Here is a 12,911-nt window from a genome sequence, read left to right as displayed (position 1 = left end):
AGCAATTATTCCTATTCAAAATCCGAAAGCGAGGTGCTTGTCGTGAGTTCATTTGATCGAACTATGAAATTCGATTCGTCTGATGAGTCGATGGAGCAGGAAGTGAAGCAGGTGATGCTTCAAGTCCATGCTGCACTTGAAGAAAAAGGTTATAACCCGATCAATCAGATTGTCGGATATTTATTATCAGGTGATCCGGCTTATATTCCTCGCCACCAGGATGCGCGAAATATGATTCGCAAACTAGAACGGGATGAAATTCTGGAAGAACTGGTAAAGTTCTATATCAAGAAGAATAACGGGGAATAATGATGCGCATAATGGGACTTGACGTCGGTTCGAAAACAATCGGAGTCGCAATCAGCGATCCGATGGGCTGGACAGCCCAAGGAATCGAAACCGTCAAAATAAATGAAGCGATCGAAGAATTTGGAATGGACCGTCTCGGCGAACTGATCAAGCAATATGAAGTGACCGAAGCGGTTGTCGGTTATCCGAAAAACATGAACAATTCAATCGGCCCGCGTGCTGAAGCATCTGAAAGATTTGCAGCTTTGCTGAAAGAAGCGTATAGTATACCGGTGGTCCTATGGGATGAACGGCTTACGACGTCGGCAGCAGAGAAGATGTTGATCTCCGCTGATGTCAGCCGCAAAAATCGCAAAAAAGTGATCGACAAGATGGCGGCAGTCATGATTTTGCAAGGCTATCTTGATTTTAAAAAATAATGAGGTGACGCAAATGGAACACGGACAAGAGCACATTACAGTCGTTGATGAAAACGGCAACGAACAATTATTTGAAGTATTGTTTACATTTGAATCAGCTGACTTCGGAAAATCATACGTTTTGTATTTCCCGGTAGGCGCTGAAGAAGATGAAGAAGGCGAAATTGAAATTCATGCATCTTCCTTTACCGAAAATCCTGACTCAGATGATACTGTAGGCGGCGGCGAGCTTCGCCCAGTTGAAACTGATGCAGAGTGGGACATGATCGAAGAAATGCTGAACACGTTCCTTGACGAAGAAGAAGAAAACGAAGAGCTTTAAAATTGGGAGGGACGGAATTGATTGCTGATTCCGTCTTTTTCTTTTGTGCGCTTTTCTTGTATACTGTTAGAAGTTGGACATTTTCAGTTCAATTTCTGTAGAAGAGAAAAGCTAGGGGGGGAACCCGTGGAGAAACCGTCAAAAAAAGAGATTATGTTTGAGAGAATGTCAGAAAAGAAGAAGGAAGTGAGAGTCGTCCGACGCATCGTATTGATAGTTACGCTGATTCTATTAATCATTATCGGAATAGCAGGCTTCCAAATTTATAATTATGTTTCCAGTGCATTGGAGCCTGTTGATCCGGATTCAGAAGAAATTATTTCTGTTGAAGTGCCGATTGGATCAGGTCTCGACAGCATTGCGACATTGCTTGAAGAAAACGGCGTTATTGAAGATGCGCGTATATACAAGTACTACGTGAAATTCAACAACGAATCAGAGTTTCAGGCAGGTACGTATGATCTGATGCCGTCTATGACACTTGATGAGATCACAGAAAGCCTGAAAACCGGCAAGGTCTACCGTGAGCCGCTGTTTACGATCAACGTTCCCGAAGGCTTGACCGTAGAACAAATTGCTGAAAATGTCATTGCGGAAAAGACTTCATATACTGCCGAAGAATTTTTGGAGAAAATCCAAGATCCTGCATACATCGAAGAATTGATGATCAAATACCCTGATTTGCTGACAGAAGAAATATTGGGCGAAGATGTCCGTTACGCGCTTGAAGGATATCTGTTCCCGGCAACTTATCCAATCTTCGAAGAAGATCCACCATTAACGCTTCTTATTGAACAGATGCTGAGTACGACACAGGCAAATGTCATGCAGTATCAAAGCGTTTTAGAAGAGCTTGACAAGTCGCCGCATTGGCTGTTGACTTTTGCATCCTTGTTGGAAGAAGAAGCAACAGCCCAGGCAGACCGGCAGACCATTGCCAGTGTGTTTTATAACCGACTGGAAGACGATATGCCGCTGCAGACGGACCCGACAGTTATCTATGCAATGGGCGAGCATAAAGATCGCTTGTTCAATACAGATTACGAGTTTGAACATCCGTACAGCACCTACCAGAACAAAGGATTGCCACCAGGGCCTATTGCCAACGCGGGTGGATCTTCACTCGAAGCGGTACTTGATCCCGCTGACACCGATTATTTCTATTTCCTGGCTGATTCCGAAGGCAAGAACTATTTTGCCAAAACATATGAAGAGCATTTAGCCAACCGGGATGAACATATCGGAAACTAAAACCACCGAGAAGGAAGCGTCCTCGCTTTCCTTCTCTTTTTATGGTAAAATTTGAAGTAATTTTTGCGGAGTCGAAAAGGAGCATTCCAGTATGGCGAACAATCAATTATCAACGACGCTTGAAGCGATTCAGGCTTATGCTGCTGCGCATCATGTGCCTATTATGGAAGAGCAGGGCATGGAGGAACTGCTGGATTTGTTAAAAGATCAGCAACCTGAGAAGATACTGGAAATTGGTGCGGCAATCGGTTTTTCAGCGATAAAAATGGCGGAAGCTTTACCGGCTTGTACAGTAGATACAATTGAACGCGATGATTCCAGGTATCAAAAAGCGGTGGAATTTATTGCGCAAACGGGGCTGCAGGATCGCATCCGCATTTTTCATGCAGATGCACTGGCACTTGAGTTGTCTACTCTCAATGCGCAGTATGACGCCATTTTCATTGATGCGGCAAAAGGGCAATATGAACGCTTTTTCAATAAGTACGAAGCGTTATTGCCAACAGGCGGAATCATATACTGCGATAATATGGCCATGCATGGCCTTTCGGATATTCCAATAGCTGAGGTGCCAAGAAGAAAGCGGACAATGATCCGCAATCTGGCGGCTTTTAAGGAACAGATGCTCAATCACCCTCATTATGACACGGAGTTACTGTCTTCGGGAGACGGCATTATGATCTGCAGAAAGAAATGAATAAACTAAAAGAGGTTGGCAAGGAGCTAAATAACATGTCTAAAAAAAGGCCGGTCGTTATTGGGATCGCAGGAGGTTCTGGCTCGGGTAAAACGAGTGTAACGAACTCCATCTATGAAGTATTTAAAGAAAACTCAGTGGTAGTAATCGAGCAGGATTATTATTACAAAGATCAAAGCCATTTGGCTTTTGAAGAGCGGTTGGAAACAAACTATGACCATCCATTGGCATTTGATACTGATTTGCTGATTGAGCATATCAATGAGTTGCTTGAGCGCCGTCCAATCGAAAAACCGGTCTATAATTATGCAATTCATACTCGTGCAGAAGAAACGGTGTTAATAGAACCGAAAGATGTTATCATTCTTGAAGGCATCTTAGTGCTCGAAGATGTGCGCTTGCGTGAATTGATGGATATAAAACTTTTTGTCGACACAGATGGCGATTTGAGGATCATCCGCCGTTTGCTGCGTGATATCAATGAACGCGGACGAACCATTGATTCCGTCATTGAACAATATCTGACTGTTGTCCGTCCGATGCACAATCAATTTATCGAACCGACAAAGCGTTATGCAGATGTTATTATCCCAGAAGGCGGACAAAATGAAGTGGCAATTGATTTAATGGTCACAAAAATCAAAACTATTCTTGAATAGATTGACAATCTATAATATGATGAGACCAGACTGACGGTTGCATATGTGCATCCAGGTCAGCAGTTGAAGGAGTGGAAACAATGGCTAACGAAAAACAATTTCCAATGACAGCTGCAGGAAAGCAGAAGTTGGAAGATGAACTGGACTTTCTGAAAACGATTAAACGTAAAGAAGTAGTTGAACGAATTAAAATCGCCCGTGATTTTGGTGATTTGTCTGAGAATGCAGAGTATGACTCTGCAAAAGAAGATCAGGCTTTTGTAGAAGGCCGTATCTCAACACTTGAATCGATGATCCGCAATGCGGTTATCATAAATGAAAATGAATCAAATAGAGATATCGTTCGGTTAGGTACGACTGTAACCTTTATAGAAGTTCCAGATGGCGATAAAGAATCCTACACAATTGTTGGATCAGCTGAAGCGGATCCTTTAGAAGGCCGCATTTCAAATGATTCCCCGATTGCGAAAAGCATGATTGGCCGTACGATTGGTGAAAACGTCAAAGTTTTGACACCAGGCGGAGAAATGGAAATCAAGATTGTTTCAATCACGTGATAAAGCGGCCATTCTGTAAAAGGGGATGGCCGTTTCTCATTATTTATACTTTAACTGAAACGAAACTATCGCTAAAACGTCAAATTTGTCATACTGGATTTATGGTAAACTATTGAGAAAGGGGGACATCTAATGACTAACGAAGAAAAACCATATCCCTCTCGTTTGAAGAAAAAGAAAGACAAAAGCCGGTCAAATTCCATATTAAATATTATGATCGGTCTGGTATTTGCATTGATTCTCATTATCGGAGTTTCTATGCTGTTTAGTGGAGGGGACAATCAGGCAAGTGAGTCTGAAGAAGTAGCAATCTCAACTGGAACCGAACAACAAACGAGTGGCTCTGAAGACGGTGAAAGTGCAAGTGCCGGTGACGAGGATGAAGACGCTGAAGCCAAAGCGGAAGAAGCAGCCAAGAAAGCTGAAGAAGAGGCAAAAGCTAAAGAAGAAGCAGAAAAGAAAGCTGAAGAAGAAGCAAAAGCTAAAGAAAAAGAGGGATCTGTCACAAAAGGCGGGACCATTACACGTGAGGATTCAAGCGATCCGATAGTAGAAGAAACAGTCATCAATACAAGTTGGGAGCCGGTTGGCACCAAGCAGAAAGGTGACCATGTCTCTGTCTACCAAAAAGATTCTGTGGATTGGAAAGAAAAAGTGAATGCAGTTTCTTATGCTACGGGTCTTGATCCAAACAATATGTATGTCATGATGATCAAAAATGGCGGCGGTCCGCAAAAATCAATCGCGACTGTGCAGTCTAAAGACGAATCCGAGAAATACCGTGTCCACATGGAATGGGTAGACGGCGAAGGCTGGAAGCCAGTGAAGATGGATGTTTTGAAAACACTGGAAGGCGCCTATTAATAATGGCGTCTTTTTCTTTGTTATAATATTAAGTTGAACTTAAGAAACAAGCTTTTACACATCGCTTCGGCCGCTTTAGGTAGGGCAAAGACAACTGCTCCTGCGCAAGCTCGTCGCAAATGAGGTCCCAGGAATGCCTGGTCCCTCATTGGCTCCCGCAAGTAGCCGGGCAAAGGACGCCTGTCTTCTTACTTCGCCTAGCCCCTGGACGCGCCTGCGCTAAGAAATGTATTATTATGATACGAGTACTTTTTTTGCTGGTTTCATAAACGATATGGGGCAAAGCAGCGAAGCGATATAAAATAAATCCACTCGGGCAAGCCCTTGGCAGCTGCCGTCGCGACGTCCTGTCGCACCAGCTGCATGACCCGCATCCTGCGGGCCCGAAAGCGGAGCTGTTTTGGGGAATATCAGCAGGCGAAGATCATAAGTAACATTTATATGTAATAGGGTATTGACTCAGGTAAGATAAATTGACGCTGGAATGGGGAATAGCAAAATGAAAATCGGTGTAATTGGTGCGATGGAAGAAGAAGTTCAACTATTGAGAAGCGGTCTGGAAAATCCTCAGACGGAAGAAATCGCAAAATGCGAATTTACTTTGGGTACATACGAAGGACAGGAAATCGTTTTGTTGAAAAGTGGCATCGGCAAAGTTAATGCTGCAATGTCAACTACGATTCTTCTGCAGCAATACCGTCCGGATATTGTCATCAACATCGGATCAGCAGGCGGCTTTGACGAAGAACTTGAAGTTGGTGCAGTGGTCATTTCCGATGAAGTACGTCATCATGACGTGGACGTCACGGTCTTTGGCTATGAAATGGGGCAAGTGCCTCAATTGCCTGCCGCGTTCACTTCTAATGAAGAGTTGATCGAATTGGCAGTCAAAGCAGTCAAGGAAATGGGCCAGCATGATTATGCAGTCGGGTTGATTGCAACTGGTGATTCTTTTATGAATGACCCGGAGCGTGTAGCCAAAGTGCGTGAATACTTCCCGACTATGAAAGCGGCAGAAATGGAAGCGGCAGCAGTTGCGCAGGTCTGCTATCAATTTGATGTTGCATTTGTGGTCATCCGAGCCTTATCAGACATTGCCGGAAAAGAATCCTCCATATCATTCGATGAATTTTTGCCGACGGCGGCAAAACATTCTACGGAAATTGTCTTTAACGTGATCAGCCAATTGGCAGCACGCATCTAAGTTGTTCAAGACACAAAAAAGCTGAGGACGTTTTCTCAACGTCGCTCAGCTTTTTTAAACTTTTTTCAAGGTGAATGTGCTAATCATCAATAAGGCACAGATGATGAACAGAAACATGTAGACGACCGGAGAAAAAACCGGCAGCGCAAAATAGGAAAATGTGATAACTGTACCTGCAGCTGTGATTGGCAACCCAGTGAAATATCCGGTGGAATCCGTAATATTGAAGCGCGCTAATCGGAAAGCGCCACATGAGATATAAAGTACAGTGAATACCATTCCGATAAAACCAAAGTCAGATAAGACAAGCTGGTAAATTAAAATTGCGGGGGCAACACCAAAAGATAATATGTCGCTCATCGAATCGAGCTGTTTGCCCAAATCGGATTCCTGATTAAATTTTCTTGCCACCATACCGTCAAAGCGGTCCAAAAAAGCCGCAATAAATATAAATAGCACGCTATAGCTATAAGATCCATTTAAAGTGGCCATAAGAGAAGCTCCGCCAAACAGCATATTACCGATAGTGATGGTATTTGCCGTCTGAGACCTCAACTTTTTTATGGTGTGATCCATTCTTTCTGTTATTAACAATGGAAAACACTCCTTCTTTTTTGTAAACTTGTTCACTCTATTATACTGTGAAAGGTAAAAAAATGGTAGACTATTTTAGCAACGGAGGCATCTCTATGAAAAAATATTTGTACCAGCGTTCAATCGAACTGACGAACGGAGCTTTTACTTCGAATTTGATACGCCAATTTGCTCAATCCAAAAACAGCCGCAGATTTATTCCGGGCTATATCAAAGCCTATCAAATCTTAACGGATGACGTTGAAGAGCCATTGGACTCCTTTCCGACTCTCCACGCTTTTTTTGTGCGTAAACTGACGGTGGATAGCCGACCGGTCTCGTCTGTTTCAGTAGTATCTCCAGTGGACGGGAAAATTGAAATTGCAGGAGATCTTCAGGAAGATGTCCGTTTTCTGGTTAAAGGCCAGCATTATTCCCTAGCCGATTTGTTGGGAGATAAAGATTTGGCTGACCGCTATCATAATGGCAAATATGCAGTTCTTTATTTATCGCCTGCCGATTATCACCGAATTCATAGCCCGGTTGACGGCAAAGTGAAAAAACAATTTGTGCTTGGCAAGAAATCGTATCCGGTCAATGCTGCCGGTCTACAATATGGAAAGGCGCCGATCAGCGGCAATTACCGCATGATAACAGAGCTTGAAACGGCATTTGGTAAGATACTGTTAGTCAAAGTCGGTGCCATGTTTGTCAATTCCATTAAGTTGACGGAAACCGGTAACGACTGGAAAAAAGGAAACGAAATTGGCTATTTCAGTTTCGGTTCCACAGTTGTTCTGTTCTTCGAAAAAGATTCGATCAAATTTGTCGAAGATATGTCCAACGGTCAACGGATCAAGGTGGGAGAAGCGTTAGGAAATATGATATAATCAATAGCATTAAGTTCGAAAACAGGAGTGGGTTGCAGTGTATCAGAATTTTGTACCAAGCCAATATGTAAAAGAAGTTTTTGACATCAAGCCGGAAACATTGATTGAAAAGAATATTAGGGGCATTATCACTGATTTGGATAATACGCTTGTGGAATGGGATCGTCCTGACGCAACGCCGAAATTGATCGAATGGCTGAAATCGATGAAGGATGCTGGTATACAAGTTGTCATCGTCTCCAATAATAAGGAACTGCGTGTAAAATCATTCGCGGATCCATTAGGCATTCCATTTATCCATCAGGCTCGTAAACCGATGGGGCGTGCATTCCGGAAAGCGCTTCGGATTATGGAAGCAAGACGTGATCAGGTAGTGGTAATTGGCGATCAGATGCTGACGGATATTTTTGGCGGCAATCTGAACAAGATGCATACGATTTTGGTCTTGCCAGTAGCTCAATCTGACGGCTTTTTCACGCGCTTCAACCGGAGAGTGGAACGCAGAATTATGAAGAGGTTAAAAGAAAAAGGACAATTGATGTGGGAGGAAGAAAATTGAGTGAAATGCCAACTTGCATCGGATGCGGTGTACAGATTCAAACTGAGAATAAAGAAGAGGTAGGATATGCTCCGCCATCTTCGTTAGAAAAAGAAGAAATTATTTGCCAGCGGTGCTTCCGTCTGAAAAACTACAACGAACTTCAACCGGTTTCTTTAACGGATGATGATTTTTTACGGATTTTAAATGGCTTAGGGGAACGCGAAGGCCTGATCGTAAAAATTGTTGATATTTTTGACTTTAATGGCAGCTGGCTTCCAGGCCTTCACCGTTTTGTAGGGAATAATAACATTCTGTTGATTGCCAATAAAGCGGATCTTTTGCCAAAGTCGGTCAAACAACATAAGTTGATTCATTGGATGAAACAGGAAGCCAGAAAACTGGGATTGCAGCCGGTTGACATTTTGACGGTCAGTGCCCATAGAGGAACAGGGATTCCGGAAGCTATGGAAGCCATCGAGAAATACCGCAAAGGCAAAGATGTTTATGTGGTCGGCTGTACCAATGTCGGAAAATCTACCTTCATCAACCGTGTCATCAAACAGGCGACAGGTCAGGCTGATGTCATCACAACTTCACATTTCCCTGGAACCACATTGGATATGATTGAAATTCCTTTGGATGATGAGCGTTCGTTGTTCGACACGCCAGGTATTATTAACCACCATCAGTTGGCACACCATCTTCAAACGGCGGATCTTAAGCAGATCATGCCGAAAAAAGAAATCAAACCACGGGTCTTCCAGCTGAATGCGGAACAAACCTTATTTGTTGGAGGATTGGCGCGTTTTGATTTTATTCAAGGGGAACGCTCGTCATTTACGGTTCACATCGCCAACGACCTGCCGATTCACCGGACCAAATTGGAGAATGCAGATGCTTTGTATGAGCAGCATTTAGGTGATATGCTTGCCCCGCCTTCAGCTGAATATAAAGATGATTTTCCAGAGCTTGTGCGCCATGAATTCAGCGTCAAGGAAGCCAAAACCGATATCGTATTTTCGGGTCTTGGCTGGATTACGATTCAGCACGGCAATGCAGTCATTGCTGCCCATGCACCTAAAGGTGTAGAAGTTCTATTGCGCCCATCGCTGATTTAGGAGGTTTTTAGATGAAGAAGTGGTACGCGGTGATCGGTGATCCGATCGCCCATTCCTTATCCCCTTTTATGCATGAAACATGGTTTGATGAGCATGGCATTGATGCTGCTTATATTCCTATTCATGTAGAACCATCTCAGCTTGAAAAATCATTCGAAGCTATGAAAACTTTAAGTATCAGTGGCTTTAATATTACTTTGCCCCATAAGCAATCGATTGTTCCGTTTCTTGATAAGCTAGAAGAAAGCGCAATGCAGATGAATACTGTCAACACTGTCCACTGCAATGGCAAAAAATTCGTCGGCTCAAATACGGACGGTGATGGTTTTGTTCAGTCAATGCTTGTTCATCAAGTCGATAAAACAAAGAAAGTGTTGCTGATTGGAGCGGGCGGTGCTGCAAGAGGGATTGCTTTTGCATTAAAGCGTGCAGGCTTCACGGATATCACAGTCACTAACCGGACATTCCGCCGGGCAGAGGAACTGGCTGCCGAAATCGGCGGTTTCGCTGTTACGCTTACAGAATCCGAGGAACGGCTGGCAGAATTTGTGGTTCTCATTCAAACCACTTCGGTCGGATTGGCGACGGGTGAAGCATTGCCAATATCTTTGGACCGGGTGCAGGCTGGAACTATAGCCGCGGATATCATCTACAATCCATTGGAAACACCTTTCTTAAAGAAAGCCGAAGAAAAAAATTGCGTTACATTAAACGGTGTCGGCATGTTTGTCTATCAAGGTGCGATCGCATTTGAAAAATGGACAGGCATTCAGCCGGATACTGATAAAATGATCAAATTGATTACAGAAAAACTAGGAGGCACTTATGTTAACAACTAAACAAAAAAGCTTTTTGAGAAGCGAAGCACATCATCTTGATCCGATTTTCCAAGTAGGTAAAGGCGGCGTCAATGAAGCGATGCTCGTTCAAATTAAAGAAGCGTTGGAAAAGCGTGAATTAGTGAAAATCAGTATTCTTCAGAATAATGAAGATGGCAAAGAAGAGGTAGCACATGCACTTGCTAAAGGCACAAAATCCCAGTTGGTTCAATTGATTGGTCATACTGTAGTGCTCTATAAGCAATCGGTCAATAATAAAAAAATCGAGTTGCCGGTTAAAAGATGAAAAAGGTAGGGATATTGGGTGGAACTTTCAATCCACCTCATCTCGGCCATCTGATTATGGCAAATGAAGCATACTACGCAGCCGAATTGGACGAAGTGCGCTTCATGCCCAATTATATTGCTCCCCATAAAGATGTTGCGGGAGCTACGGCACAACAGCGGATGAAGATGACAGAATTAGCTGTTTCAGGCTATCCGCAATTTTCAGTCGAGGATTTCGAAATTAAAAGTGGCGGGGTCTCCTATTCTTTTGATACCTTGACAAACTTGACCGAAAAGGAACCCGGTACGGAATTTTATTTCATTATCGGGGGAGATATGGTGGAAGGTTTGCCTTCCTGGTACCGGATCGACGAGTTGATGAAGTTGATTCGCTTTATCGGAGTTAAGCGTCCGGGGTATAATACAGAAACACCTTACCCAGTCATGATGATCGATTCGCCTGAATTGCTGCTGTCATCCACAATGTTAAGGGAACGTGCTGCAATTGATCGGCCACTGACGTTTTTAGTTCCTGAAAAAGTGGAAGCTTACATTCGAAAGGAGCGCTTATATGGATCATAGCCAAATGCTGGAAGCTGTAAAAGAAAGGCTTCCTGAAAATCGCTTTACCCATGTACTAGGCGTCGTGGATACGGCTATTGAACTTGCCAGGGAATTTCATGTTCCCGAGTCTAAGGCGCAAACCGCTGCGATATTACACGACGTAGCAAAATTCTCGGATCGTGAATGGATGAAGTCTATTATCGTCTCCGAAAAAATGGATCCTTTATTACTCGAATATCATGCAGAACTATGGCATGCACCTGTTGGCGCTTATTTGGCAAAAACCGAATTTGGAGTGGAAGATGAAGATGTCTTGAACGCCATCCGCTACCATACGACTGGACGCGATAGCATGTCTGATTTGGAAAAAGTCGTCTATATTGCTGATTTGGTCGAACCAAATCGAAAATTTACAGGTGTTGAAGAATTGCGACAATTAAAAGAACACGGATTGGATGTTATGATGGAAGCCTCGGTCAAACATTCCATCGAATTTTTAGTATCGAAAAATCAACCGGTATTTCCGGATTCACTGAAGTGCTACAATTACTTCGTGCAACAGAAAGGGAAAGTGAAAGAATGACTAAAGAAACTTTACTGCAAGTAGCGTATAACGCTGCAGAAGATAAAAAAGCTGAAGACATCGTTGTCTTGAATATGGAGGGGATTTCGCTTTTAGCTGATTTCTTCGTCATCTGCACAGGGAATTCTGATCGTCAGGTTCAGTCAATCGCAAGAGAAATCATGGACAAAGCCCATGAAGAAGGCCATGTTGTGAAAAGCGTTGAAGGATTTGATTCTGCGCGCTGGATCCTTGTCGATCTTGGCGATGTAGTGGCTCACGTTTTCCATAAAGACGAACGCACCTACTATAACTTGGAACGCCTGTGGAGAGAAGCTCCGCAAATGGAAATATGAAATACGGAAAATTTGCCGCAGTCTATGATGGACTGATGGAGGATATTCCTTACGAAAAGTATGTGGAGTGGGTCGCTTCCCGCGCTCCATCCGGCAAATTGCTGGATGTGGCGTGTGGAACCGGCACATTGTCACAGCTTTTTGCTGAAGTAGGCTATGAGGTGACGGCAAGCGATTTGTCTGAAGACATGCTGACGATCGCCAATCAGCGGTTCCAGGAAGCGAACCAATCAATTCCGGTGCTTCAATTGTCTATGGATAATCTGGAAGGACTTGCTGGATTCGATATTGTCACGATTGCTATTGATTCATTGAATTATTTGCAAAGTGAGCAACAAGTCCAGCAAACTTTCAAAGAAGTATACGAAGCATTGAACCCTGGCGGCCATTTTTTCTTTGATGTGCATTCCATCTTTAAAGTGGATATGGTTTATATGGCCAGTCCATTTGTCTATGACGCGGAAGAAATCGCTTATATCTGGCATACTGAGCCTGGGGAAGCAGAACATAGCGTAATCCACGACATGACTTTTTTTGTTCGCCAAAATGGATTGTTCGAGCGTTTCGAAGAAACACATGAACAGCAGACCTTCCACGTCGATGTTTACACTGCGTGGCTGGAAGCTGCAGGATTTTCCGTCGAGTCGGTCACGGCCGACTTTTCTGGCCAGTCTCCGGACGAAGAAAGTGAACGGATTTTCTTTCATGCAAAAAAAATATAGACTAACGAATGAGCCATTTGCATTTTGCAGATGGCTTTTGTCTGTTCAAAAAAGATGGACAATCACAAAAGAATTATTATATAATTCAAACAGCTTCCATTTAATTGCCTTCTGAAGAAATGAGGAATGTCAGCTGAAACTATCCCAGCTTCAGAGCAAACCCGCATGGCTGCTGATCCCCGCAGTTGCCATAGCGC

At 43.4% G+C, this 12,911-nt stretch carries 19 protein-coding genes; 18 read left to right on the top strand and 1 reads right to left on the bottom strand.

Annotation, left to right across the window (positions count from 1 at the left end; all coding sequences use genetic code 11):
• Positions 1-42: 42 nt before the first annotated feature.
• The 9 genes from FQV26_RS10915 (at position 43) to mtnN (ending at position 6,282) form a co-directional block, all read left to right on the top strand.
• Positions 43-309, top strand: a complete 267-nt coding sequence (locus FQV26_RS10915) for an IreB family regulatory phosphoprotein (protein WP_058386921.1) — start codon at positions 43-45, stop codon at positions 307-309.
• A 2-nt stretch (positions 310-311) separates the two neighbouring features.
• A complete protein-coding gene (ruvX, locus tag FQV26_RS10910) occupies positions 312-728 on the top strand; it encodes a Holliday junction resolvase RuvX (RefSeq protein WP_146557809.1) in 417 nt (138 codons plus the stop codon).
• A gap of 13 nt (positions 729-741) precedes the next feature.
• Positions 742-1,050 carry a DUF1292 domain-containing protein gene (locus FQV26_RS10905; RefSeq protein WP_146557501.1) on the top strand — a complete coding sequence of 103 codons (309 nt, stop codon included), beginning with the start codon at positions 742-744 and terminating at the stop codon, positions 1,048-1,050.
• 126 nt (positions 1,051-1,176) lie between these two features.
• On the top strand, positions 1,177-2,301 hold the full coding sequence (mltG, locus tag FQV26_RS10900) for an endolytic transglycosylase MltG (protein WP_146557500.1): 1,125 nt from the start codon (positions 1,177-1,179) through the stop codon (positions 2,299-2,301).
• 91 nt (positions 2,302-2,392) lie between these two features.
• Positions 2,393-2,998 (top strand): O-methyltransferase, encoded by a 606-nt coding sequence (locus FQV26_RS10895; RefSeq protein WP_146557499.1) that lies wholly within the window; start codon positions 2,393-2,395, stop codon positions 2,996-2,998.
• Complete coding sequence (udk, locus tag FQV26_RS10890) at positions 2,995-3,657, top strand: uridine kinase (RefSeq protein ID WP_186759752.1); 663 nt, start codon at positions 2,995-2,997, stop codon at positions 3,655-3,657. Before FQV26_RS10895 ends, udk begins: the two co-directional genes overlap by 4 nt.
• 80 nt (positions 3,658-3,737) lie before the next feature.
• Complete coding sequence (greA, locus tag FQV26_RS10885) at positions 3,738-4,214, top strand: transcription elongation factor GreA (protein WP_146557497.1); 477 nt, start codon at positions 3,738-3,740, stop codon at positions 4,212-4,214.
• A gap of 132 nt (positions 4,215-4,346) precedes the next feature.
• On the top strand, positions 4,347-5,078 hold the full coding sequence (locus FQV26_RS10880; RefSeq protein ID WP_146557496.1) for a DUF1510 family protein: 732 nt from the start codon (positions 4,347-4,349) through the stop codon (positions 5,076-5,078).
• Between the two features lie 499 nt (positions 5,079-5,577).
• The gene (mtnN, locus tag FQV26_RS10875) at positions 5,578-6,282 is read left to right on the top strand and encodes a 5'-methylthioadenosine/S-adenosylhomocysteine nucleosidase (protein WP_146557495.1); all 705 of its coding nucleotides are present in this window, start codon (positions 5,578-5,580) and stop codon (positions 6,280-6,282) included.
• A gap of 54 nt (positions 6,283-6,336) precedes the next feature.
• Here the strand turns inward: mtnN and pssA are convergent, their stop codons facing one another.
• Positions 6,337-6,876: a CDP-diacylglycerol--serine O-phosphatidyltransferase gene (gene pssA / locus FQV26_RS10870; RefSeq protein ID WP_146557494.1), complete on the bottom strand. Its 540-nt coding sequence runs from the start codon at positions 6,874-6,876 to the stop codon at positions 6,337-6,339.
• Positions 6,877-6,971: 95 nt separating this feature from the next.
• On the opposite strand from pssA, the gene FQV26_RS10865 reads away from it, so the two are divergent.
• The 9 genes from FQV26_RS10865 to FQV26_RS10825 are packed head-to-tail and all read left to right on the top strand — an operon-like array spanning position 6,972 to position 12,714.
• Positions 6,972-7,745 (top strand): phosphatidylserine decarboxylase, encoded by a 774-nt coding sequence (locus tag FQV26_RS10865; protein WP_146557493.1) that lies wholly within the window; start codon positions 6,972-6,974, stop codon positions 7,743-7,745.
• A 37-nt stretch (positions 7,746-7,782) separates the two neighbouring features.
• On the top strand, positions 7,783-8,304 hold the full coding sequence (locus tag FQV26_RS10860; RefSeq protein ID WP_146557492.1) for a YqeG family HAD IIIA-type phosphatase: 522 nt from the start codon (positions 7,783-7,785) through the stop codon (positions 8,302-8,304).
• Positions 8,301-9,404, top strand: a complete 1,104-nt coding sequence (gene yqeH, locus FQV26_RS10855) for a ribosome biogenesis GTPase YqeH (protein ID WP_146557491.1) — start codon at positions 8,301-8,303, stop codon at positions 9,402-9,404. The genes FQV26_RS10860 and yqeH overlap by 4 nt, the downstream gene beginning before the upstream one ends.
• Before the next feature lie 11 nt (positions 9,405-9,415).
• On the top strand, positions 9,416-10,243 hold the full coding sequence (gene aroE / locus FQV26_RS10850) for a shikimate dehydrogenase (protein WP_146557490.1): 828 nt from the start codon (positions 9,416-9,418) through the stop codon (positions 10,241-10,243).
• The gene (gene yhbY / locus FQV26_RS10845) at positions 10,230-10,529 is read left to right on the top strand and encodes a ribosome assembly RNA-binding protein YhbY (protein WP_146557489.1); all 300 of its coding nucleotides are present in this window, start codon (positions 10,230-10,232) and stop codon (positions 10,527-10,529) included. The genes aroE and yhbY overlap by 14 nt, the downstream gene beginning before the upstream one ends.
• Positions 10,526-11,092, top strand: a complete 567-nt coding sequence (locus tag FQV26_RS10840; protein ID WP_146557488.1) for a nicotinate-nucleotide adenylyltransferase — start codon at positions 10,526-10,528, stop codon at positions 11,090-11,092. The genes yhbY and FQV26_RS10840 overlap by 4 nt, the downstream gene beginning before the upstream one ends.
• Positions 11,082-11,657, top strand: a complete 576-nt coding sequence (gene yqeK / locus FQV26_RS10835) for a bis(5'-nucleosyl)-tetraphosphatase (symmetrical) YqeK (protein ID WP_146557487.1) — start codon at positions 11,082-11,084, stop codon at positions 11,655-11,657. The genes FQV26_RS10840 and yqeK overlap by 11 nt, the downstream gene beginning before the upstream one ends.
• On the top strand, positions 11,654-11,992 hold the full coding sequence (rsfS, locus tag FQV26_RS10830) for a ribosome silencing factor (protein ID WP_146557486.1): 339 nt from the start codon (positions 11,654-11,656) through the stop codon (positions 11,990-11,992). The genes yqeK and rsfS overlap by 4 nt, the downstream gene beginning before the upstream one ends.
• Positions 11,989-12,714, top strand: a complete 726-nt coding sequence (locus tag FQV26_RS10825) for a class I SAM-dependent DNA methyltransferase (RefSeq protein WP_146557485.1) — start codon at positions 11,989-11,991, stop codon at positions 12,712-12,714. The genes rsfS and FQV26_RS10825 overlap by 4 nt, the downstream gene beginning before the upstream one ends.
• Positions 12,715-12,911 lie beyond the last annotated feature (197 nt).

It is taken from the genome of Planococcus sp. CPCC 101016 (assembly GCF_007859295.1).
Taxonomy (GTDB): domain Bacteria; phylum Bacillota; class Bacilli; order Bacillales_A; family Planococcaceae; genus Planococcus.
The sequence above is the reverse complement of the archived record's forward strand: the minus strand, read 5'-3'. Positions and strand labels throughout refer to the sequence as shown.

Excerpts from the sequence above, each read along its gene's own strand:
- ruvX (WP_146557809.1), top strand. The coding sequence starts at position 312 with ATGCGCATAATGGGACTTGACGTCGGTTCGAAAACAATCGGAGTCGCA.
- FQV26_RS10905 (WP_146557501.1), top strand. The coding sequence starts at position 742 with ATGGAACACGGACAAGAGCACATTACAGTCGTTGATGAAAACGGCAAC.
- FQV26_RS10895 (WP_146557499.1), top strand. The coding sequence starts at position 2,393 with ATGGCGAACAATCAATTATCAACGACGCTTGAAGCGATTCAGGCTTAT.
- udk (WP_186759752.1), top strand. The coding sequence starts at position 2,995 with ATGAATAAACTAAAAGAGGTTGGCAAGGAGCTAAATAACATGTCTAAA.
- greA (WP_146557497.1), top strand. The coding sequence starts at position 3,738 with ATGGCTAACGAAAAACAATTTCCAATGACAGCTGCAGGAAAGCAGAAG.
- FQV26_RS10880 (WP_146557496.1), top strand. The coding sequence starts at position 4,347 with ATGACTAACGAAGAAAAACCATATCCCTCTCGTTTGAAGAAAAAGAAA.
- mtnN (WP_146557495.1), top strand. The coding sequence starts at position 5,578 with ATGAAAATCGGTGTAATTGGTGCGATGGAAGAAGAAGTTCAACTATTG.
- FQV26_RS10865 (WP_146557493.1), top strand. The coding sequence starts at position 6,972 with ATGAAAAAATATTTGTACCAGCGTTCAATCGAACTGACGAACGGAGCT.
- aroE (WP_146557490.1), top strand. The coding sequence starts at position 9,416 with ATGAAGAAGTGGTACGCGGTGATCGGTGATCCGATCGCCCATTCCTTA.
- yhbY (WP_146557489.1), top strand. The coding sequence starts at position 10,230 with ATGTTAACAACTAAACAAAAAAGCTTTTTGAGAAGCGAAGCACATCAT.
- FQV26_RS10840 (WP_146557488.1), top strand. The coding sequence starts at position 10,526 with ATGAAAAAGGTAGGGATATTGGGTGGAACTTTCAATCCACCTCATCTC.
- yqeK (WP_146557487.1), top strand. The coding sequence starts at position 11,082 with ATGGATCATAGCCAAATGCTGGAAGCTGTAAAAGAAAGGCTTCCTGAA.
- rsfS (WP_146557486.1), top strand. The coding sequence starts at position 11,654 with ATGACTAAAGAAACTTTACTGCAAGTAGCGTATAACGCTGCAGAAGAT.
- FQV26_RS10825 (WP_146557485.1), top strand. The coding sequence starts at position 11,989 with ATGAAATACGGAAAATTTGCCGCAGTCTATGATGGACTGATGGAGGAT.